Annotated in this window: 22 protein-coding genes; 8 read left to right on the top strand and 14 right to left on the bottom strand. The window is 67.0% G+C overall.

The window, feature by feature from the left end; all coding sequences use genetic code 11:
• Positions 1-8: 8 nt before the first annotated feature.
• The 8 genes from ABOZ73_RS06825 to ABOZ73_RS06790 form a co-directional block, all read right to left on the bottom strand.
• Complete coding sequence (locus tag ABOZ73_RS06825; protein ID WP_369061795.1) at positions 9-2,111, bottom strand: TonB-dependent receptor; 2,103 nt, start codon at positions 2,109-2,111, stop codon at positions 9-11.
• A gap of 143 nt (positions 2,112-2,254) precedes the next feature.
• Positions 2,255-3,199, bottom strand: coding sequence for a Gfo/Idh/MocA family oxidoreductase (locus tag ABOZ73_RS06820; RefSeq protein ID WP_369061793.1), 945 nt, complete (start codon positions 3,197-3,199; stop codon positions 2,255-2,257).
• A gap of 16 nt (positions 3,200-3,215) precedes the next feature.
• Positions 3,216-4,061 (bottom strand): class III extradiol dioxygenase subunit beta, encoded by an 846-nt coding sequence (locus ABOZ73_RS06815; protein WP_369061791.1) that lies wholly within the window; start codon positions 4,059-4,061, stop codon positions 3,216-3,218.
• A gap of 2 nt (positions 4,062-4,063) precedes the next feature.
• Positions 4,064-4,453 carry a protocatechuate 4,5-dioxygenase subunit alpha gene (gene ligA / locus ABOZ73_RS06810; RefSeq protein WP_369061789.1) on the bottom strand — a complete coding sequence of 130 codons (390 nt, stop codon included), beginning with the start codon at positions 4,451-4,453 and terminating at the stop codon, positions 4,064-4,066.
• Positions 4,450-5,355 (bottom strand): amidohydrolase family protein, encoded by a 906-nt coding sequence (locus ABOZ73_RS06805; protein ID WP_369061787.1) that lies wholly within the window; start codon positions 5,353-5,355, stop codon positions 4,450-4,452. The genes ligA and ABOZ73_RS06805 overlap by 4 nt, the downstream gene beginning before the upstream one ends.
• 3 nt (positions 5,356-5,358) lie before the next feature.
• Complete coding sequence (locus tag ABOZ73_RS06800; RefSeq protein WP_369061785.1) at positions 5,359-6,381, bottom strand: amidohydrolase family protein; 1,023 nt, start codon at positions 6,379-6,381, stop codon at positions 5,359-5,361.
• A complete protein-coding gene (locus tag ABOZ73_RS06795) occupies positions 6,378-7,256 on the bottom strand; it encodes a DUF1932 domain-containing protein (RefSeq protein WP_369061783.1) in 879 nt (292 codons plus the stop codon). Before ABOZ73_RS06795 ends, ABOZ73_RS06800 begins: the two co-directional genes overlap by 4 nt.
• A 54-nt stretch (positions 7,257-7,310) precedes the next feature.
• Positions 7,311-8,531, bottom strand: coding sequence for a LysR family transcriptional regulator (locus ABOZ73_RS06790; RefSeq protein ID WP_369061781.1), 1,221 nt, complete (start codon positions 8,529-8,531; stop codon positions 7,311-7,313).
• A 99-nt stretch (positions 8,532-8,630) separates the two neighbouring features.
• Here ABOZ73_RS06790 and ligK point away from each other — a divergent pair, with 99 nt between their 5' ends.
• Positions 8,631-9,302: a 4-carboxy-4-hydroxy-2-oxoadipate aldolase/oxaloacetate decarboxylase gene (ligK, locus tag ABOZ73_RS06785; protein ID WP_369061779.1), complete on the top strand. Its 672-nt coding sequence runs from the start codon at positions 8,631-8,633 to the stop codon at positions 9,300-9,302.
• Entirely contained in the window at positions 9,295-10,350 is a 1,056-nt protein-coding gene (locus tag ABOZ73_RS06780; protein ID WP_369061777.1) for a 4-oxalomesaconate tautomerase, read from the top strand. The genes ligK and ABOZ73_RS06780 overlap by 8 nt, the downstream gene beginning before the upstream one ends.
• 19 nt (positions 10,351-10,369) lie before the next feature.
• On the opposite strand, the gene pobA is transcribed toward ABOZ73_RS06780, so the two are convergent.
• Positions 10,370-11,545, bottom strand: a complete 1,176-nt coding sequence (gene pobA, locus ABOZ73_RS06775) for a 4-hydroxybenzoate 3-monooxygenase (protein WP_369061776.1) — start codon at positions 11,543-11,545, stop codon at positions 10,370-10,372.
• Positions 11,546-11,701: 156 nt separating this feature from the next.
• Here pobA and ABOZ73_RS06770 point away from each other — a divergent pair, with 156 nt between their 5' ends.
• Entirely contained in the window at positions 11,702-12,574 is an 873-nt protein-coding gene (locus ABOZ73_RS06770) for a helix-turn-helix domain-containing protein (protein ID WP_369061774.1), read from the top strand.
• Here ABOZ73_RS06770 and ABOZ73_RS06765 read toward each other — a convergent pair.
• Complete coding sequence (locus ABOZ73_RS06765) at positions 12,571-13,281, bottom strand: GntR family transcriptional regulator (protein WP_369061772.1); 711 nt, start codon at positions 13,279-13,281, stop codon at positions 12,571-12,573. The two genes, ABOZ73_RS06770 and ABOZ73_RS06765, sit on opposite strands and share 4 nt — an antisense overlap.
• A gap of 115 nt (positions 13,282-13,396) precedes the next feature.
• On the opposite strand from ABOZ73_RS06765, the gene ABOZ73_RS06760 reads away from it, so the two are divergent.
• Both ABOZ73_RS06760 and ABOZ73_RS06755 read left to right on the top strand, forming a co-directional pair.
• Positions 13,397-14,470: a Rieske 2Fe-2S domain-containing protein gene (locus tag ABOZ73_RS06760; RefSeq protein WP_369061770.1), complete on the top strand. Its 1,074-nt coding sequence runs from the start codon at positions 13,397-13,399 to the stop codon at positions 14,468-14,470.
• A complete protein-coding gene (locus ABOZ73_RS06755; protein WP_369061769.1) occupies positions 14,467-15,408 on the top strand; it encodes a 2Fe-2S iron-sulfur cluster-binding protein in 942 nt (313 codons plus the stop codon). Before ABOZ73_RS06760 ends, ABOZ73_RS06755 begins: the two co-directional genes overlap by 4 nt.
• A gap of 29 nt (positions 15,409-15,437) precedes the next feature.
• Here ABOZ73_RS06755 and ABOZ73_RS06750 read toward each other — a convergent pair whose 3' ends face one another.
• The 3 genes from ABOZ73_RS06750 to ABOZ73_RS06740 form a co-directional block, all read right to left on the bottom strand.
• Positions 15,438-15,686, bottom strand: a complete 249-nt coding sequence (locus ABOZ73_RS06750) for a hypothetical protein (RefSeq protein WP_369061767.1) — start codon at positions 15,684-15,686, stop codon at positions 15,438-15,440.
• A gap of 202 nt (positions 15,687-15,888) precedes the next feature.
• The gene (locus ABOZ73_RS06745) at positions 15,889-16,200 is read right to left on the bottom strand and encodes a HigA family addiction module antitoxin (RefSeq protein ID WP_369061766.1); all 312 of its coding nucleotides are present in this window, start codon (positions 16,198-16,200) and stop codon (positions 15,889-15,891) included.
• 34 nt (positions 16,201-16,234) lie between these two features.
• Entirely contained in the window at positions 16,235-16,516 is a 282-nt protein-coding gene (locus ABOZ73_RS06740) for a type II toxin-antitoxin system RelE/ParE family toxin (protein WP_369061764.1), read from the bottom strand.
• Positions 16,517-16,719: 203 nt separating this feature from the next.
• Between ABOZ73_RS06740 and ABOZ73_RS06735 the strand changes: the two genes are divergently transcribed.
• The 3 genes from ABOZ73_RS06735 to ABOZ73_RS06725 all read left to right on the top strand — a co-directional run bounded on the left by ABOZ73_RS06735 (position 16,720) and on the right by ABOZ73_RS06725 (position 20,616).
• On the top strand, positions 16,720-18,726 hold the full coding sequence (locus ABOZ73_RS06735) for an acyltransferase family protein (RefSeq protein ID WP_369061762.1): 2,007 nt from the start codon (positions 16,720-16,722) through the stop codon (positions 18,724-18,726).
• Positions 18,727-18,974: 248 nt separating this feature from the next.
• Positions 18,975-19,616, top strand: coding sequence for an exopolysaccharide biosynthesis polyprenyl glycosylphosphotransferase (locus tag ABOZ73_RS06730; RefSeq protein WP_369061760.1), 642 nt, complete (start codon positions 18,975-18,977; stop codon positions 19,614-19,616).
• A gap of 55 nt (positions 19,617-19,671) precedes the next feature.
• Entirely contained in the window at positions 19,672-20,616 is a 945-nt protein-coding gene (locus ABOZ73_RS06725) for a hypothetical protein (RefSeq protein WP_369061758.1), read from the top strand.
• A gap of 235 nt (positions 20,617-20,851) precedes the next feature.
• Here ABOZ73_RS06725 and ABOZ73_RS06720 read toward each other — a convergent pair whose 3' ends face one another.
• Positions 20,852-21,127 carry a hypothetical protein gene (locus ABOZ73_RS06720; protein WP_369061756.1) on the bottom strand — a complete coding sequence of 92 codons (276 nt, stop codon included), beginning with the start codon at positions 21,125-21,127 and terminating at the stop codon, positions 20,852-20,854.
• Between the last annotated feature and the right edge of the window lie 125 nt (positions 21,128-21,252).

Here is a 21,252-nt window from a genome sequence, read left to right as displayed (position 1 = left end):
GCGGTCTCCTAGAAGCGGGTGGAGATGGCGATCTCCACGCTTCGCGGCGCGGCGACCTGGAACTGCTGGGTCGAGACGTCGGTGTAGTCGACGTAGAAGGCGTTGGTCAGATTGCGGCCGCGAAGCGTGATCTCGGCGCGGCCGAGCCGATAACCGATCGCGGCGTCCACGGTGGTGTACCCACGCGCGCGCACCTGATTTGCGTTGTCCGTGAAAAAGCGTCCGGCGTGGCGGATGCCGGCGCTCAGGGTCAGCGGCGTGCCTTCCACCGAATAGAAGGCGAAGAGATTGGCGATGGATTCCGGAATGCGGGGCGGCGTCTTGCCTTCCCGGCTGACTCCACCGGCCTCGATCAGTTCGTCGAAGCGTGCGTTCAGGCGTGTGTAGTTGGCGTCGATGCGCAGCTGGCGCGTGACCGCCGCCGACATCGACAGCTCGACGCCGCGCGCCGACTGCTTCCCGCCCTGGATCGACAGGGTCGGATTGGTCGGATCGCGGGTGACGATGTCGTCCTGGACGATGTGATAGGCCGCCACGGTCAGGTCGATCCGGTCGTCCCAGAAGCTCGACTTGAGGCCGCCTTCCACCGAGCGGCCGGTCGTCAGATCGAACCGGGCGTTGGCCAGGGACAGCAACAGGAAGTTGCCGACGGGAACGATCGCTTCGGCGTACTGCGCGAAGATCTGGGTCTTGGACGCGAGGTCGTAAACCGCCCCCATGCGCCATGACAGCGCGCCATAGTCGCGCTCGATATGGGTCGAGGGCGCCAGATGGCGTTCAAAATCGATCCAGTCGTAACGCGCGCCGCCCGCGACCAGCAGGCGGTCCGTCAGATCGAGGGCGTTCTCGGCGAAGATCGAGGCGACCTTGACCGTCGCGTTCGAATTGATCGGCGGCAAGGGCGCGCTGGATCCGCCTGGAAAGCGTCCGCGGATCGGATTGCTCGGGTCGACCGAAGTGGTGGTTGCAAAGTATCGCCTCGTGGCGAACTGGAGGGTGCTGAACTCGGCGCCAAGCGTGAAGCGGTCGCGCAATCCGCCGATCATCACATCGCCGACAAGCGCCGGGCGTTCGATCCAGTAGTCGATGTCGTGGGTGATGATGCCGGTGGAACGGTCGATCAGGCTGGTCGCCGGATTGAACCCGTAGATCTCCGCATTGATGAAGCGACGATCGGAGTGATAGCGGCTCAGATCGTTCTGGAAGCTAAGCTGATCGTTGATCTCGTAACGCAGCTTCGAGCGCAGCCACAGCGTGTCGGAATCCAGTATGCCGTCGGCGACATTGAGGTTGGTCTTGCGCATGGCGCGGTCGATGACGAGGCCGCCCGGGCCGGTGGCGGCGCTGGAGGGCCTCTTGGCGACCGCCGTTGGAACCAGGGGAATGCCGTAGTCGGCGGTGTTGTATTCGTCCTGGCTGTAATCGACGGCCAGATCCAGGCTCAGGCGGTCGGTGGGCTGCAGGGCGACGCTGAGACTGGCCGCCAGGAAGTTGCTGTCCGTGTCATCGACGAAACCATCGGTGCGGCCATAGGCGCCGACGGCGCGGACCGCGATCTTGTCGCTCAACGGAACGCTCAGATCGGCGGCCAGGCGTGTCGTATTGAAGCTGCCGTAGCTGGCCAGCAGCTCGCCGCCGCTGCCGCCGATGCGCGCCTTCTTGGGCGAAAGGTTGATGGCACCGGCCAGAGCGCCTTCGCCGTAGAGCACCGAAGCCGGACCCTTGAGGATCTCGATCCGCTCATACAGGAAGCTGTCGGTCGCCCGTGACATGATGCCGGGGGTCGCGACCCGCACGCCGTCATAGAGCAGTCCGACCGAACCGCCGGTGAAGCCGCGCATGGTCGGCGCGCCGGGGCTAGTAGCGGGCAGCGACGAGGTCACGCCGGGCGCGCGGTTGAGGGCCTCGACATTGGTGCGCGCGCCGAACTCGCGAATCTGCCGCTCCGACAGAATATCGACGATGGCCGGCGTCTCGCGGGCGGTCAGTCCCATCCGGCTGCCCGTGGCGGTCGTTGCGTCGAGGAGCAGCTGACGGTCGGCGACGCCCGTGACGATGACCTCGCTGACATCGGCGTCGATGTCAGCCTCGGCGTGAGCGCTCGTGCTCACCGCCAGAACGCTTGCCGACACAAGCCAGATCGATCGTCCAAACATCAGCAGCGCCCCCGAAATCAAATCCAGGGCGGGACCGTTATGTTATATCATTCAGATTCTCAAGAGGGGTGTTATGTTATAAACCTGAGCGTCGGCGTTCAGCCTTCCAGCTGCTTGTCCAGCTTGTCGAGGATCCGGTAGCAGGGCAGCACCTGCGCCACCGAGCTGTTGGGCTCGCGGCCTTCGCGGATCGCGGCGATGAACTCGCGGTCCTGCAGTTCGATGCCGTTCATCGACACGTCCACCTTGCTGACGTCGATCGGCTCTTCCTTGCCGTTCACCAGGTCATCGTAGCGGGCGATGTAGGTACCGTTGTCGCAGATGTAGCGGAAGAAGGTGCCCAGCGGTCCGTCGTTGTTGAAGCTCAGCGACAGGGTGCAGATCGCGCCGGTGATCGATTTCAGCTGGATCGACATGTCCATGGCGATGCCCAGCTCGGGATGCTTGGGCCCCTGCATGGCGTGGGCCTCGACGATCTCGCCCGACTGATAGGCGAACAGGTCCACCGTGTGGGCCGCGTGGTGCCACAAGAGGTGGTCGGTCCAGCTGCGCGGCTGGCCCAGGGCGTTCAGGTTCTTGCGCCGAAAGAAGTAGGTCTGCACATCCATCTGCTGCAGGTTCACCTCGCCCGCCTTGATCTTGTTGTGGACGTACTGGTGGGATGGGTTGAAGCGGCGGGTATGGCCGACCATGGCCACCTTGCCGGCCTTCTTCTGGGCGGCCAGCACGGCCTCGGCGTCGGCCAGGCTGTCGGCCAGCGGGATCTCCACCTGCACATGCTTGCCCGCTTCCAGGCAGGCGATCGCCTGGGCGGCGTGCATCTGGGTCGGGGTGCATAGGATCACCGCGTCGACATCGTCGCGGGCCAGGGCGTCGGCCAGTTCGGTGGAGGCGTGCTTGGCTCCGTACTTGGCGGCCACGTCCTGGGCCTGTTCCAGGGTGCGGCTGATGATCGAGACGATCTCGACGCCCTCGATGTTCTTGAGGCCGTCGAGATGCTTGATGCCGAACGCGCCGGCGCCGGCGAGTGCGATGCGGGTCATGGGATGCTCCAGGAAATCAGGTCTGCGGCGGACGCAGGACGATGTGGCCCACGGCGGTGTTGGACGCCGGAACGTGATAGAAACGGTGAAGTTCTTGCGCGCCCTTGCCCAGGGCGCCGGCCATGATCAGCCACATGACCAGCTCGATGCCTTCGGAGCCGGACTCGCGCAGGTACTCGACGTGCTGCATCGCCCGCAGGGCGTCCGGATCGGCGGTCAGCTTGTCGAGGAAGGCGATGTCGAACTCGCGGTTGATCAGGCCCGCGCGCGGACCCTGCAACTGATGGCTCATGCCGCCGGTGCCCCAGATCTGCACATTGAGATCTTCGGGGAAGCTCTCCACCGCCCGGGCGATGGCCTCGCCCAGCTTCCAGCAGCGGTTGCCGGTGGGCGGCGGGTACTGCACGACGTTGACGGCGATCGGGATCACCTTCACCGGCCACGCGTCGGGCTGGCCGAACACCAGCGACAGCGGCACCGTCAGGCCGTGATCGACATCCATCTTGTTGACGATGGTCATGTCGAACTCGTCGAGGATGGTCGACTGGGCGATGTGCCAGGCCAGGTCCGGGTGGCCTTCGACGACCGGCACCGGGCGCGGGCCGAAGCCCTCGTCGGCGGGCGCGAAGCTCTCGGCGCAACCGATGGCGAAGGTAGGGATCAGCTCCAGCGAGAACGCCGAGGCGTGGTCGTTGTAGACCAGGATGACGACGTCGGGCTTCTCGTCCTTGACCCAGGCCTTGGCCCAGTCGTAGCCGGCGAAGACCGGCTTCCAGTAGTCGTCCTGCGTCTTGCCCAGGTCCAGGGCTGCGCCGATGGCCGGCACGTGGCTGGTGGCGAGGCCGGCGGTGATACGCGCCATGGTCAGTTCCCGTTCTTGATGGATCGCACGCCGTCGGGCGAGCGGCCGCCGGCGATCATCATGGCCACGTAGTCTTCCTGGCTCATGCCGGTCATCAGGCTGGCGGCGTACTGGAAGCTCTTGCCGTCCGTGGCGAAGATCTTGGCGAGGAAATAGATGTTTCCGCCCAGGCCGAGCATGCGGTTGTAGTCGCGGTCGATGACCGCCTGCTTCTGCTCCTCGGTCATCGGCCACTGGTTCAGATAGGCCCGCTCGTCGGCCTTGAAGGCCTCGCGGTTGGGGGCTTTCATCAGCGACATGCAAAACTGGTTCAGGTGGAACCCGCGCCGCGACTGGGCGGCGGTGAACACCGTGGTGCCAGGGATGTCGAGCAGGTCTTCGGGCTCGCTCATTTCGCCTCCTCGGGCCAGTAGAGCCGCATGGGATTGTCGACCAGCAGCTTGCGTTGCAGCTCGGCGGTGGTCGCGATGCGCGGGATCATGTCCACCAGCTTGCCGTCGTCGGGCATGTGCCCGACCATGTTCAGGTTCGGGTGCGGCCAGTCGGTGCCCCACAGGACGCGGTCCGGGAAGCGATCGACGACCGCCTTCGCGAAGGGGACCACGTCGTCATAGGTCGGCGGGCCAGACTTCGACAGGCGCTCGGGGCAGGTGACCTTGGACCAGACGTTGGGGTTCTCCTCCATGAAGCGCAGGAAGAGGCCGAACTCCGGCCCGTCGACGCTCTTGGTCACGTCGGGGCGGCCCATGTGATCGACGACCACGGTGGTCGGCAGCGAGGTGAAGAAGTCCCACTTCTCGGCCAGGTCGGCGGCCTCGAAATAGATCACCACATGCCAGCCCAGGGCGGCGATCTTCTCGATGATGCCGCGGTAGTAGGCGTCGGGCTTGGGATCGACCAGGCGCTTGACATAGTTGAAGCGCACGCCGCGCACGCCGGCCTCGTGCATCTGCGCCAGCTCCTCGGCGCTGATGTCCGACTTCACCGTCGCCACGCCCCGGGCCTTGCCGCCGGAGTGGATCAGGGCGTCGACCATGGCCCGGTTGTCGGCGCCGTGGCAGGTGGCCTGGACCACTACGTTGCGCGCGAAGCCTAGGTGGTCGCGCAGGGCGTAGAGCGTGTCGCGCCCCGCATCGCACGGGGTGTACTTGCGCTCCGGCGCATAAGGGAACTGATCCCCCGGGCCGAAGACGTGGCAGTGGGCGTCCACCGCGCCGGGCGGCGGGGTGAAGGTCGGCTTGGACGGCTGCGGATGAAAGGGCAGCCAGTCGGCGTCCATCTCGAAGGCGCTCATGCCCTAGAGCCCCCGCGCCTTCAGAGCCGCGTCGAGGCGGGGATAGACGCGCCGCGCATTGCCTGAAAACACCTTGGCCTTGTCCTCGGCGCTGATCTGGAGCCGGTCGATGTAGCGCTTGGTGTCGTCGAAATAGTCGCCCGTTTCCGGGTCGATCCCGCGCACCGCGCCGACCATCTCCGAGCCGAACAGGATGTTCTCGACGTCGATCACCTTGAACAGCAGGTCGATGCCCGGCTGGTGATAGACGCAGGTGTCGAAATAGACGTTCTTCATCACGTGATCGCGCAGGGCCGGCTTCTTCAGCATGTCGGCCAGGCCGCGATAACGGCCCCAGTGATAAGGAACCGCGCCGCCGCCGTGCGGGATGATGAACCGCAGGGTGGGGAAGTCGGCGAACAGGTCGCCCTGCAGGAACTGCATGAAGGCGGTGGTGTCGGCGTTGATGTAATGGGCGCCGGTGGCGTGAAAGTTGGCGTTGCAGCTGCCCGAGACGTGAACCATCGCCGGCACGTCCAGTTCGACCATCTTCTCGAAGAACGGATACCAGGCCCGGTCGGTCAGGGGCGGGGCGGTCCAGTGGCCGCCCGACGGGTCGGGATTGAGGTTGCAGCCGATGAAGCCCAGCTCGTTCACGCAGCGCTCGAGCTCGGCGATCGAGTTGGTGATCGACACGCCAGGCGACTGCGGCAGCTGGCAGACCCCGATAAAGGTCTCCGGATAGAGATCGACCACCCGCTTGATCAGGTCGTTGCAGCGGCGCGTCCAGGCCTGGCTCACCGCCTCGTCGCCCACATGGTGCGCCATGGTCGAGGCGCGCGGGCTGAAGATGGTCATGTCGGCGCCGCGCTCCTTGAGCAGGCGCAGCTGGTTCTTCTCGATGGTCTCGCGGATCTCGTCATCGGAGATGTCCGGATAGGCCGGATCGACGTCGCCGCCCGACTTGAAAGCGGCCTTCTGCGCGTCGCGCCACACGTCGTGAGCGGAAGGGGCCGTGGTGTAGTGGCCGTGGCAATCAATGATCATCGCGCACTCTCAAGGGCGGAAAGAAGGGCCTGGACCTTGGCGTCCAGGCCGTCTGGCAGGGGCAGCTCCAGATCGCCGATCCGTTGCTGCCAGCCGGCGGTGGCGGTCGCCGTCTCGCCGCCAAGCCCGAGGCCGGCGGCGGTCTTGGCGGACTCGCGCATTTCTGCGGCGCGGCGGCGGCCATGCACGATCATGCGGTCCAGGTTGTAGTCGGCGCGTTTGCGCCAATCGAAGCCGGGGAAGCTGCCGTCCAGGGAGGCGAAGACCTCGTCCTCCACCCCGGCGGCATAGGCCGACAGCACGCACTCGGCGGTCAGGGCCTCGATCCCCTTGATCATGATGCTGCGGATCATCTTGATCGCCGACGCGCCGCCGACGCCGCCCTCCACCGGGCGGGTGGAGAAGCCAAGACGCGCCAGCAGGTCGGCCGCCTCGCTCGCGGCCGAGCCGGAGACCAGCATCGGCGTCTTCAACAGGGCGGGGCGAACGGGCGACATCACCGCCACATCGACATACCGGCCGCCGGCCGCCTCGATCAGGGCGGCGGCCTCCTGCTTGGCGGCGGGAGCGACGCTGTTGAAGTCGAAATAGACGGCGCGCGGAGCAAGAGCCCGGGCCGCGGCGCGGGCGGCGTTGACCGCTTCATCGGCGGTGACCACGCTGATGATGAACTGGGCGTCGCTGACCGCCTCGGCGGGGGTCAGGGCGGGGCGCACCTTCGCACGATCGTACTCGGCCAGCTTCTGGTCACGACCCGCCCCTTCGGTCTTCAGGTCGAAGGCAGCCAGACGGGCGGGGGGCGCGTCGCCCCAGCCTTCAACAAAGGCCTGGGCGGCTTCTCCAAATCCAAGGAAGGCGAGAACGGGTGCTGTCATCTGGTCAGTTAAACGCTGAGGGGCGGGGCGACCGAAATTCGATTGCTGATCCGCCTATTGGAATTCTTGAGGTCTTGTTCGCATCACCTCGCCACGAAGCTCGGTCAGGAAGTCGGCCTGCAAGGCGGTGGGACGCCAGTCGGCGCGGGTCGTCAGGCCGATCGAACGTTCGGAATTGCTTATGGGGCCGCCGATCCGTTTCAGAAGGCCGGCCAATTCCTCTAGCCTGAACTGATCTTCCGACAGCACGGTGAGCCAGTCGCCCGCCAGCAGCAGGCCGCGAATGGCCATCACCGACCCGCACTCGACCTGAACAGGCGGCGCGGCCAGCCCGGCGGAGGAAAACATCGCCGCCCAGCGCGCGAACAGCGGCGCGGTCGGCGACGACATCACCCAGGGGTGATGCGCCAGTTGCTCGGCCGACGCCGCGCCATCCAGCGGATGTCCAGCGCCGGCGACCACGAACAGGCGATCCACGAACAGCGGCGACTGCTCGACATCCGGGTCGGGACGGGGTGAGCGCAGGGCGCCGATCAGGCAGTCGATGTCGCCGTTAAGCAGGCCGGCGAGCAGTTCGGGATACGGCCCTTCCACCACGCGGATACGCGCGGCGGGGCGAGACGCCGAGAACCGCGCCAGCGTCGATGGCAGGAGCGCCGCACGCGCCAGCGGCATGGCCCCGATAACCAGCCGGCCCGCGCCGCCGGTCTCTAGCGCCGTCAACTCGTCCAGGGCCGCCTGCAGTTCTGAAAGGGCCAACCGCGCGGGCCGCACAAAGCGAGTGGCCGCCAGGGTGGGGCGTACCGCGCGGCCCTCCCGCGCCAGCATCGGCGCGCCAAGCAGGCCTTCAAGCTCCCTCACCGCGTGGTGCAACGACGGCTGGGACACGCCCGCCTCGCGCGCGGCGGCCACATAGCTGCCTGCCCGCTCGACGCCGATCAGGGCGCGCAACTGAGTCATGGTCACCTGCCGCGCCACCGGTCCCAGGGGCGGCAGGCGCAAACCCCGGCGCACCTGCCTCACGCCGTCGGCCAACAGGTTCAAGGCGCGTTCGACCCGCAGGGCCAGCAGGCGGCCGGCGGCGGTCGGGCTCGCGCCGGCGGAATGGCGGTCGAACAAGCGATGACCCAGCCGCGCCTCAAGCTTGGCCAAGCCTTGGGTCAGGGCAGGCTGGGACAGGTTCACGGCGTCGGCGGCGGCGCTGACGCCCCCCAGCCGCGCGACGGCGGCGGCGGCTTCCAGGTGGCGAAGGTTCAGGTCGAATGGCGAGGTCATGATTGACCTATAATGAAATCCTATGGACCGTCGCTCACATTGAATTGTCCTTTCCCTCGCCGGTAGGGCGCAACTGCGAGGGATCAATGGAGATTGACTATGCCGATCGTCAACACGCGCATCGAACGCGCCGACCCCGCCGTCATCGACGGTCTCGCCGCCGCCGGGGTGGCGACCGTCCACGAGGCGCAGGGGCGCACCGGCCTGCTGGGCCGCGCCCTGCGCCCCATCTTCAGTGGCGCGCGCATCGCCGGTTCGGCCGTGACCATCTCCGCCCCTCCGGGCGACAACTGGATGGTCCATGTGGCTATCGAGCAGCTGCAGGCGGGCGACATGCTCGTACTGGCCCCGACCTCGCCGTGTTTCGACGGCTATTTCGGCGACCTTCTGGCCACCTCCGCCCAGGCGCGCGGTTGCCGTGGCCTGATCATCGACGCCGGCGTCCGCGACGTCCGCGACCTGACGGAGATGAACTTCCCGGTCTGGTCGGCGGCGGTGTTCGCGCAAGGCACTGTCAAGGCGACCCTGGGCTCGGTGAACGTGCCGGTGGTCTGCGCCGGGGCGCTGGTCAATCCGGGCGACGTGATCGTCGCCGATGACGACGGCGTCTGCGTCGTGCCGCGTCTGGACGCGGCCAAGGTCCTGCAAGCCAGCAAGATCCGCGAGGCCGCCGAGGTCGAGAAGCGCCGCCGCCTGGCCGCGGGGGAGCTGGGCCTGGACATCTACAACATGCGCGAGACCCTGGCCGCCAAGGGGCTGAAGTATGTCTGACGGCGTGCGCGCCATGTGGATGCGCGGCGGCACGTCCAAGGGCGGATACTTCCTGGCCGACGACCTGCCGACCGAAACGGCCGCTCGCGATGCTTTCCTGCTGGGCGTCATGGGGTCACCCGATCCGCGCCAGATCGACGGGCTGGGCGCGGGCGATCCGCTGACCTCCAAGGTGGCTGTGGTGCGCCGCTCCGAGCGTGACGGCATCGATGTCGACTACCTGTTCCTGCAGGTCTTCGTGGATCAGGCCATCGTAACCGACGCGCAGAACTGCGGGAACATTCTGGCCGGCGTCGGTCCTTTCGCCATCGAGCGGGGGCTGGTGGCGGCCAAGGACGGCGTCACGCCCGTGGCGATCTTCATGGAGAATACCGAGCAGGTCGCCGTCGCCACGGTCCAGACCCCCGGCGGCGTGGTTCGCTATGACGGCGACGCGCGCATCGATGGCGTGCCCGGCACGGCCGCGCCGATCCCCCTGGCCTTCCGCGATACGGCCGGCTCCTCCTGCGGCGCTCTCCTCCCTACCGGACAGGTGGTCGACGAGATCAACGGGACCGCCTGCACGCTCATCGACAACGGCATGCCGTGCGTGGTCATGCTGGCCAGCGACGTCGGCGTCACCGGCTATGAGGACCGCCAGACCCTGGACGCCGACGCCGCCCTGAAGGCGCGTATCGAGGCCATCCGCCTGATCGCCGGGCCGATGATGAACCTGGGCGACGTGACCGAAAAATCCGTGCCCAAGATGATGCTGGTCGCTCCGCCCAAGAACGGAGGGACGATCACGGTTCGCTCCTTCATTCCGCATCGGGCGCATGCCTCCATCGGCGTTCTTGGCGCGGTGAGCGTGGCGACCGCCTGCTATCTTCCAGGCTCTCCGGCCGCCACGGCGGCCCGCTTCTCCGAGGTCTCGCCGCATACGGTCTCGGTGGAGCATCCCACCGGCGAGACCACCTGCGTGATGGAGCTGGACGCGCAAGGGCAGGTGGTCGGGGCGGCGATGCTGCGCACCGCCCGCAAGCTGTTCGACGGTCAGGTCTTCGCCTAGGCGAAGGCCCTCGCCGACCTCACCGGATGGGCAGGCCGACATAGTTCTCGGCCAAGGTTTGCTGGGCGGCGCGCGAGGTGCGGATGTAGTCCAGCTCCGCCACCTGCATGCGCCGGTCGAAGGCGTCCTGGGTGGGGAAGCGGTGGGTCAGGCCGGTGAACCACCAGGAGAACCGCTCCGCCTTCCAGACGCGCGACAGGGCGCGCTGGGAGTAGAAGTCGATCCCGGCGTCCGACCGATCCTGGTAGTGCTCAAGCAGCGCCTCGGCCAACATGACCACGTCGGACGCGGCCAGGTTCAGGCCCTTGGCGCCCGTGGGCGGCACGATGTGAGCGGCGTCGCCGGCCAGGAACAGCCGGCCGTGGCGCATGGGTTCGGTCACGAAGCTGCGCAGCGGCGCGATGCTTTTCTCGAAGGAGGGTCCACGGGTCAGGTTGGCGGCCGCCTGCGGGCCCAGACGGATGGCGACCTCGTCCCAGAACCGCTCATCGCTCCAGTCCTCGATCCGCTCGTCCAGGGCGCACTGGAGATAGTATCGGCTGCGGGTGCTGGAGCGCATGGAGGCCAGGGCGAAGCCACGCTCGTGATTGGAATAGATCAGCTCGTGATCGCACGGCGGCACGTCGGCCAGAACGCCCAACCAGCCGAAGGGATAGACGCGCTCGAAGGTCTTGAGCACCTCGGCCGGAATCGCCGCCCGGCTGACGCCGTGGAAGCCGTCGCAGCCGGCGATGAAGTCGCAGTCCAGGCGATGCTCCTGGCCGTCCTTGCGCCAGGTGACGAAGGGGGCGCCGGAGGTCGTGTCGTTCAGGGCAACGTCCTCGGCGTCGAAGACCACCTTGACGTCGCGCTCTTCGGCGGCGTCGAAAAGGTCGCGCATGACCTCCTGCTGACCATAGACCATCACCGTCGATCCGCCGGTCAGCTCGGCCATGTCGATGCGGAACATCTCGCCATCGACGCACAGGTTGGCGCCGCCGTGAACCAGGCCTTCCTTGCGCATGCGCGCGTCGAGGCCCAGCCGCGCCAGCAGGTCCACCGTCACCTGCTCCAACACCCCGGCGCGCACGCGGCCTTCCACATAGGCGCGGTCGCGACGCTCCAGGACGACGGCGTCAACGCCCGACTGCTTCAAGAGGTGACCGAGGAACAGGCCCGCCGGGCCGGCGCCGATGATGGCGACTTGGGTACGCATCGCAAACTCCCTAATCCGCCGATCAGAGCGGCGTTGTGGCCATCAAGGTGAGCGGAGGTGAGCGAGCTGGCGATGGACATGGCGATGGAAAAGTTGGACTTTCCATCGATGAATATTCGGCCTGGATCAGAAGCGATCGGATCGGACGAAGGGCGGTTGGACGCCGTCGTTCCAAGCTTTTTCCTGTTCGGAGAAGCGCCGAAGTCCGTCGATCACCGCTTTCTGCACATCGAGGCCTTGGACGATCGGAGCCGCCCCAACGAGTGGAACATCCGCCCCCACGCCCATGATCGGCTGTGCCACGTCTTCCTGATGACGGCGGGCGAGGGGGTGATGACCGCCGAGGGCGAGCCCCTGCCGTTCCGCGCCCCGTGCCTGATCGTCGTGCCGGCGGGGGTGGTTCACGGCCTGTCGCTGCAGGCCGAAAGCGCGGGCCAGGTGCTGACCCTGTCGGCCGATTATCTGGACGATCTGGCCTTGCGTGATCGCGATCTAGCGGCGGTCTTCCGCCGTCCCATGTGCGCCGCGTTTGAGGAGCAGGATTTCGCGCTTCGCCTGGCCCTGCTGGAGCGGGAGCTGAACTGGCGCGCGCCTGGTCATGTGGCGGCGGTCGAGGGCCTGCTGCTCAGCCTGCTGGCCGACCTGCTGCGCCTGATGCACCGGAACCATGAGGGGCGGCAGGGAGCGGAGGGGCCGCATGTGGACCTTGTCGCCCGCTATCGCCAACTGGTGGAGGAGCGCTATCGCCGGGGCGACGATGTCCGCGCCTATGCGCAGGCGCTGGGTGTCACGTCGGGCCGTCTGCGCGACGCCTGCCAGCGCGTCGCCGGCGGCTCGCCCATGCAGCTAGTGCACGAGCGCATCATGCTGGAGGCGCGGCGGGCCCTGCTCTATTCCAACATGACCGTGGCCGAGGTCGCCTTCCATCTCGGCTTCGAGGATCCGGCCTATTTCTCGCGCTTCTTCACGCGTCATGCCGGATGTTCGCCGAGGGCCTTTCGCGGCCGTGGCGGTGAAGCTGGCGGCTAGTCGGCCCGGATGGCGTCGGGGCCGGCGCCCGCGAACAGTCGCCGGGCCTCCACCGCGGCCAGCGCATGCTGGCGCATGATCCGCTCGCAAAGATCCCCGTCGCGCGCCCGCATCGCCGCGAACACCGCGTGATGCTGTTGGTGAGCCTGCGACAGGCGTTCGAACTCCGAACCTGAATCTCGCCAGTCGGCGGCCATGGCGGCGGCGCTGGCGAAGGGGTGCTGGTTGTTCCGCTCCAGCGCCTGGGCCAGGGCCGATGATTGCGCCGCCTCGATGATCAGCTCGTGAAACTGAAGATTGAACGCGTGGTACCGCTCAAGATCGCCCGAGGTCAGCGAGCCCTTCTCGAAGAGCGCGTCCCCCTCCGCCAGCAGCGATGACAGGGCCGCCTCCAGCTTGCCCGACAAGCCGGCCTCGGCCGCGCGTCGAGCGGCGTAGCCTTCCATGACGCCGCGCACCTCTATCGCGCCGATGACGTGATCCAGGGTGAAGCCGCGGGCGGCGTAGCCCCGCTGGCCCAGCTTGATGACCAGGCCTTCCTGCTCCAGCGCCCGCAGCGCGGTGCGCACCGGCATGCGCGAGACGCCGAGCGCTTCTGCCGTTGGGATTTCGGCGATGCGCTCGCCCGCCTTCAACTCGCCCGAAGCGATCATGGTTCGAAGCGCCACCATCACCCGCTGGCCCGGCTTCATCGTACGACCCTGCATGGCGCGACCCTAGCCGACGGAACCCGGGCCGCAAGCGCCGATCTCGGTTGACTCTCGTCAAATTGGATCCAATCATTGGATCCAATAGCGCAGCATGGCGCTGAGGAGGAAACTGATGACGAGCCCCGCTGCTGAAGCCGCGCCGTGGCCGCGCAACGCCTGGTACGTCGGCTGCACGCCCGATGAGATCGCCGACGGTCCCCTGGGGCGGCAGATCTGCGGCGAGAAGGTCGTGTTCTTTCGGGGAGCGGACGGGAAGGTCAGCGCCCTTGAGGACTTCTGCCCCCATCGCGGCGCGCCCCTGTCGCTTGGCACGGTGCGTGAGGGCGTCCTCGTCTGCGGCTATCACGGTCTGGGCGTGGGCTGTGACGGCAAGGCGCATTCCATGCCCGGTCAGCGCGTCGCCGCGTTTCCCGGCGTGCGCGCCTTCCCGGTGATCGAACGCTACGGTTTCATCTGGATCTGGCCGGGTGATGCGGCTCAAGCCGACCCGGCCAGGCTGCATCACCTGGCCTGGGCGGAGGACGACGCCTGGGCCTATGGCGGCGGACTCTATCATGTGGCCTGCGACTACCGCCTGATGATCGACAACCTCATGGACCTGACGCACGAGACCTACGTCCATGCCAGCAGCATCGGTCAGAAGGAGATCGACGAGGCGCCGGTCGCCACCCGCCTGGAGGGCGAGGAGGTGGTCACCAGCCGCTTCATGGAGAACATCAAGGCGCCGCCGTTCTGGCGGATGGCCTTGGGCGGCGCGGGCTTGCCGGAAGACGCCGACGTCGACCGCTGGCAGGTGTGCCGCTTCAATCTGCCCAGCCATGTGATGATCGAGGTGGGCGTCGCCCTGGCCGGCCAGGGCGGCCAGCAGGCCGATCCCGCCGTGAAGGTGTCGAGCGTCGTGGTCGACTTCATCACGCCCGAGACAGAGACCTCGCACTGGTACTTCTGGGGCATGGCGCGCAACTTCGCCGCTGAAGACGCCGCCCTGACCGACAAGATCCGGGAGGGGCAGGGACGCATCTTCTCTGAGGACATGCAAATCCTCGAACAGCAGCAGCAGAACCTGCTGCGCTTTCCCGATCGCAAGCTGCTCAAGCTGAACATCGACGCGGGCGGCGTGCGCGCGCGCATGGCGATCGACAAGGCCCTGGCGGCCGAAGCAAGCCTGGCCTCGACCGTTTCATGATCACCGTGCGCGTGGCGGCGCTGGAACCCTGCGCCCGGGACGTCCTGCGGATCGATCTGGTCCCGGCGGCGGACGAGCCGTTGCCGGCGTTCAGCGCCGGCGCCCATGTGGATATCGAACTGCCGGGCGGCGTGACCCGCCAGTACTCGATCTGCAACGACCCGGGCGAGCGGCATCGCTATCGCCTCGCGGTCCTGCGCGACGCGGCGTCTCGCGGCGGATCGGCTGCGGCGCATGAGCGTCTGAGCATCGGCGAAACCGTGCGCATCTCCGCGCCGCGCAACCACTTCGAGCTGGTGGAGCATGGCGCGGGAGCGGTGCTGTTGGCGGGCGGCATCGGCATCACGCCGATCCTCGCCATGGCTTATCGGCTGAAGGCCCTGGGTCAGGACTTCGAGCTGCACTACTTCGCCCGCTCTCGTGACCGAGCCGCCTTTGTCGACGAGATCCAGCAAGGCTCCCTGGGCGAGCATTGCCGGCTGCATTTGGGCAAGCCTCGGAGCGAACTGGAAACGGTCGTCCGGGCCGCGAGCGGCGAGCGCCACCTCTATGTCTGTGGACCAGCCGGCTTCATTGATGCGGTGATCGATGCGGGGCTGCGCTCAGGCATACCCCGCGAACGTCTTCACATGGAGCGTTTCGCGGGGATCGCGGCGTCCGCTGGAGAAGACCGGCCCTTCCGGATCGTCATCGCCAGCGATGGCCGAGTGGTCGAGGTGGCCGCCAACCAGACCGCCGCGGAGGCCCTGGAGGCGGCGGGCGTCTTCGTGCCGACGTCCTGCGGGGAGGGGGTCTGCGGGACCTGCCTGACCGGCGTGATCGAGGGGGCTCCTGATCATCGCGATGCGTTCCAGACGCCGGAGGAGCGCGCCGCCAATCGCGGCTTCACGCCCTGTTGCTCCCGTGCGCTGTGCGAGGAGCTCGTTCTGGATCTTTGATTTCCGAGCGACCAACCGCTCGGGCGACGTCAGCCGAACAGAACCTTCAGCGCCAGAAACACCACGGCCCAGAACGCGCCGCAGGTGGCGAGGATGAAGCTGAGGGTCATGCGCGGCGGCCACTTGGCCTCGTCGGAGAAGGCGCGATCCAGGTCCGACTGCATCTGGCGCGCCGGGCTGCTCGTGCTGGCTTCCAGGCCGGTGGCCAGGTGCAGACGAGGAGCGGCCGCGTCGACAACATCGTCGATGCCTTGATCAACTTTACGCTTATGCTTCACCGGACGGCTCCCTTCTGGAACAGCCCGTCTTCTAGTGCGCGGGCCTAAACAAACCGTCGGCGGACATGCTTAAGTAATGAAGAACGCCGCCTGTTGAGCTTAAGCTTATCGCAAGATGTGGACCCCGGTCCGCTATGGGCCCATCCCATCCCGGTGCACTGAAATGCCGCTGCAACTGTCCGGAGTTGCGGCCGAGCAGACGCTAGGCCACGAGAGCTTCGATCGCTCCGATCTCGTCCCGCTTCTCGATCAGCGCCTTGGAAAGATCGTGCTGCGCCTGAAGGTTCATCCAGAATTGGGCGTCCATCCGAAAGACACGCTCAAGGCGAAGCGCTGTATCCGGCGTGACAGGCTGGGTCTCGCGGGTAAGACGTTCGATGCGCGTGCGGTCCTTCAGGCCCATGGCCTTCGCGAGTGCGCCGGCCGACATTCCCAGCGGTTCCATGAAGTCCTCACGCAGGATTTCGCCAGGATGCGGCAGGGGCGAGATAAAATCGTTATCGAACGTGGCCATCACCATTCTCCATTCAGCGCGGCGGAGGCTAGCGCTAGCGGTAGTCTCCAAACCAAACGTCCTCGGGTCCTTCGGAACCCCACACAAAGACGATGCGAAACTGGTCGTTGACGCTCAGCGACCATTGGCCGGCCAAGTCGCCGCTGAGGGTATGCAACCTGTCGCCGGGCGGATGCCGCAATTGTTCGACGACGGTCACCGCATTCAGCTGCGCAAGGAGGCGACGGGTCTTCTTGACGAGGTCCGAAGGAAACCCTTTTGGAACGCGCCCTTCGAAGGCCGCCTTGGCCGCCTGGCTTTTCCAACTGCGTATCATCAACGCGCCCTGATCTGCGACCTAGATGTAGCGCATCGCGCTACAGATTGCAAGGCGATCCGGCGCGGCTTGCTGCGATGTGTCTTCGGCTCGAGCAGGCTGGGAGACCCTCGACTAATCCAAGTATCACCCACGCCTCGCCGTCTTTTCGCCACGCGCTGCGGGGCTAGTTTGCGCTGCAGCAAGCAGTCGACGAGGCGCCAATGCATGATGACGCCAAGGGCAAGTCCGCCGCAGCCGCCGCGCCCGGCGGCTATCGGCCGGAGATAGACGGCCTTCGCGCCGTGGCCGTCGTGCCGGTGGTGCTTTTCCATGCCGGCTTCGCGCCGCTGTCGGGCGGCTATGTCGGCGTCGATGTGTTCTTCGTCATCTCGGGCTTCCTGATCACCAGCATCCTGCGCGCCGATCTGGACAAGGGGCGCTACACCCTGGCCGGCTTCTACGAGCGCCGCGCCCGGCGCATCGTGCCGGCGCTGCTGGCCTGCCTGACGGCGACGTTCCTGGCGTCATTGGTCCTGCTGCCGCCCGGGGAGCTGGAGTCGCTGGGCAAGAGCGCCGTCTGGGTGGCGCTCTTTGCATCCAACATCTTCTTCTTCAACGAAGGCGGCTACTTCGGGCGGGCGGCCGAGGACATGCCCCTGCTCCACACCTGGTCGCTGTCGGTGGAGGAGCAGTTCTACATCGTCTGGCCGATCCTCCTCGCCCTGCTGGTACGTCGGGCAAGCCCGCTCCAGTTGCGTGCAGTGGTCGTGGGCCTAGCTGTTCTCTCCCTCGCGGCGTGTGTCTGGATGGTCGGGCGCAATGGCGAGGCCGCCTTCTATCTAGCCCCCTTTAGGGCGTGGGAGCTGCTGCTGGGCGCGGGGCTGGCCCTGGGCCTGGCGCCACAGATCACGTCGCGGCGGTGGCGCGTTATCCTGGCGACGGCGGGGCTCGTCCTGATCGTCTGGCCGATGCTGGCCTATACGGCGACCACGCGGTTCCCGGGCCTGGCGGCGGTTCCGCCGTGTCTAGGCGCGGCTCTGCTGATTCATTGCGGCCGCGACGCCGGCGTCGTCACGCGGCTGATGTCGGCCAAGCCCATGGTCGGTATCGGCCTCATCTCCTACTCGCTCTATCTGTGGCACTGGCCTGTGCTGGTGCTGGGCCGGGTAGCGCTGAATCGGGCCTTCGAACCGCTGGAGGCGGCGGCGGCCGTCGCTCTGGCCTTCGGCCTGGCGTGGCTGTCGTGGCGCTTCGTCGAAGGGCCGTTCAGGACCCATGTGCGGTTGTCGCGGCCGGACCTGAAGGTGCTGGGCGGCGCGGCGGCCGGCCTCGCGGTCCTGGCGGGCGCCGGCGCCTCGATGGCCCTGACCGACGGCCTGAAGCGGCGGGCGTCCCCGGGCGTGGCGCAGGCCGAAGCGGCGGAGCGCAGCATCAATCCTCGCCGCTCCCGGTGCCATGTGGACAGCGCCAGCGGCGCGCCCGCCCATGCCGGGGCCTGCACGTCCGGCGACAGCTCCGCCGCCATCCTGCTTTGGGGCGACAGTCACGCCGACCACTTCGCCCCGGCGGTCTACGCCTATGCCGACAAGGCCGGTCTGTCGGCGCGCCAGGCCAGCAAGAGCTCCTGCCGTCCGATCCTTACCGGCGGCGCCGTCGATGCGCGCGTGGGCGTGATGAGCGCAGACTGCGCCGCATTCAATGAGGCGGTGCTCGGGCAGGCGGCGGCCAACCCTCACCTGAAGACCGTCGTCCTCGCCGGCTGGTGGATCATGCGCAAGGGCGCGGCGGCGGATGAGGGCCGAGACTTCGGGACGGTCGCCCGCCAGAGCCTGACGCGCATGCGCGACACGCTTGGCCCGGATGTCGAACTGGTCGTTCTGGGGTCCACCCCGGCCTTCGACTTCTGGCCCGCGCAGTGCCTGTCGCGGGCGCGCCTGGCCGGACGAGACGAGGCGGGCTGTCGAACCGCAGACGCCATCAACGCCGAGGAAGCGCAGAAAACCGACGCCATCCTGGCGGACATCACCGCCGGCATGCACCGCACGCGCTGGGTCCCCTTGTGGGATGAGCTGTGCGAGGGCGCCCGTTGTGAGACAGTCCTGGGTGAGGCTGTCCTCCTGAGGGACCACAACCATTTTACGGTGGAGGGGGCGGAGCGTCTGCTCGGCCCCAAGTTGGCCCAGCTTTCAGTCGATCGGCGATACAGCTCAGATTGGCGCGTCGAGTAACGGCGTTATCTCAATATGGCGCCGGAAGGGGCATGTTGCTCCAATGAATTATTGTCGACTAGCCGACGAATTTTCAGCGCGAACGAGGTGCGAATGTCGCTGAATAGTCAAACGGCGCCCCAAAGCGCAGCGTTTGGGTAAGCGAAATGCCGCTGTTCACCGAATCCCTTTGCCAATTAGTAACTACGTTTCTAAATTGGCCTGGTCCTTGCCACGCTCCCCCGTGAACAGGGACATGGGGTGGTGGGATGTTCAATATCGACACAGCCGAGGAGATGCTGGCGGCCGAGCGCGCGCCGGCGGCGGTCACCAGTCTGGTGAAGCGCGCCATCGACGTGGTCGTGGCGCTCGGCATGTTGATCTTCACCCTGCCCATCACGATCCCGGCCGCGCTGGGCGTGGCGCTGTCCTCCAAGGGCCCGATCTTCTTCCGCCAACGCCGCACCGGCCTGAACGGCAAGGCCTTCCTGATCCTGAAGTTCCGCTCCATGCGGGTCGCTGAGGAGGGCGCCTTCAAGCAGGCCACCCGCGACGATGACCGCATCACCGCCATCGGCCGCTTCTTGCGCCGCTCCAGCATCGACGAGCTGCCGCAGCTCATCAATGTGCTCAAAGGCGAGATGTCCCTGATCGGTCCGCGTCCGCACGCCGTCGCCCACGACGTCCTGTGCCGCGGCCAGGTGGCCGACTACGACGCCCGCTACATGGTCCGCCCGGGCCTCACGGGTCTGGCCCAGGTCAGCGGCCTGCGCGGCGAGTCCTGCGACAACCTAATGGCCGAGCGCGTGCGGATGGACGTGGCCTACATCGAGAACTGGTCGGTCGCCCTGGACCTGAAGATCCTCTTCAAGACCGCACTCGTCGTCCTCTTCCAGAAGACCGCTTACTAGAACTCCTCAAGTTCCCGCGTTTGCCAAGCAAAGACGCGCAACGCTATTCTTGCTCATGCTCGACCAAGTTTCGCTTTCGGCGGTCGATTTCCATTCGCCGTTCCTCAAGACCGCCCTGGCGAGTCTCGGCTATGTGCGCGACCTCGTGCGCATCACGGCCGATCGAAGCGATCTAGTCGAGGCGTTGGCCTTCACCACCGCCCTCGACGCCAACATGGCGCCGGTCGATCGTGATGCGGAACTCGCCGTCCTCTACGGCCGGCTGGACAAGTCCGCGCCCGACGACCTGCGCCGGCCGGTAAGCATCAACTCCGTCGCCCAGTCCCTGGGGCTTCCGTTCGAGACCGTGCGTCGTCGCTTCGTCGCCCTGACCGCGCGCGGGCTGTGCATCTCAACCCCCAACGGCGTGATCATTCCCAACAGCGCGGTCACCTCGCCCGAATATGGCGCGCTGCAGGAGGCGCGTTACGAGCGAACGCGCCAGTTCTTCCTAAGCCTGCGCGCCGCGGGAATCGTCGAAGCCCCCCTGGCCGCGCATGAAGAGGCGGACGATCCGCTCATACGGGCCGCCAATCGGGTAGTGTCGGAATACGCTCTGCGCATCTGCCCGGCCCTGGTGGCTCTGACCGGCAACGTCCTGACCAGTCTCGTCCTCCTCGAGCTGGTTCTCGAGAATATCGCCGATCTGGACGCCGCGGATCTGCCGGCCTGGATGGCGGACCCGCTTCAGTATGCAACGCCGCGCCGGATCGTGAGCCTGGTCGACGGGCTGCCGCTCAGTCGTGAGACCATCCGCCGGCACCTGCAGCTTCTCGAGGATGCAGGTTTCTGCCAGCGTCGCCGTCAAGGCTATGTCGCGGTTCCGCAGCGCGCCGCGGCCCCGGAGCTCTTCCGCCTGGCGGAGACCAACGACACAGATCTGCGACGCATGCTGGGTCGCCTGGAGCGTCTGGGCGTGCTGGCGCGGTGGGAGCGTGAAGCGGCCTCGCGCACGAAATGAGTAACGCGGCGTTTGCGCCGGGACCCTCAAGGCGTCAGACATCAGGCTTGGGGCGGCCATAGGCTGTCGCGCGGATGCGGTCGGGCGCAAGCCTTTCGCACGGCGCGGGCCAAGGCTGGGGCGGTGCGCACCCCGCCGCTGGGACGAAAATCCCGGTCGGGGCCGAGTTTGCACTTCAGAGCATTCGGCGCCCTCGACTGTCACGGACGGTCGAGGGCCGCATCGCGTCGCCGCCTCAGGCGGCTTGCGAGCGGGAACGGCTGGCGCGCGACGCCGGACGGGACACGGGTCTGCGCCCGCAGCGCCGTATCATGATCAGGGCCATGGCGTTGCCGGCCGCGAAGGTCATGGCGGCGGGCAGCAGAACCTCGACGATGAACTGGGCGTCGCCGAGATAGGGCGCTGCGATGAGCGAGCCGGCCGCCGCCACCAGCGGCAGGCTGGAAAGGGTGATGGTCATCAGCACCAGCAAGCGTCTGGAGCTGAACCGTGCAGGTGCGCGGCGCTTCATGCTCAATCCCCGACAACCCCGCGATCGCCTGGCGACCGCACTTCAAGCAAAGACCAGCTTTGCGCCGCCGTCCACAGTCATCCCTCCTGGCGGGCGATCTGCGGACGTGATGCGTCACAAGTCTT

This window comes from Caulobacter sp. 73W, assembly GCF_041021955.1.
Lineage (GTDB): Bacteria > Pseudomonadota > Alphaproteobacteria > Caulobacterales > Caulobacteraceae > Caulobacter.
This window is presented reverse-complemented; position numbering and strand designations above follow the sequence as displayed.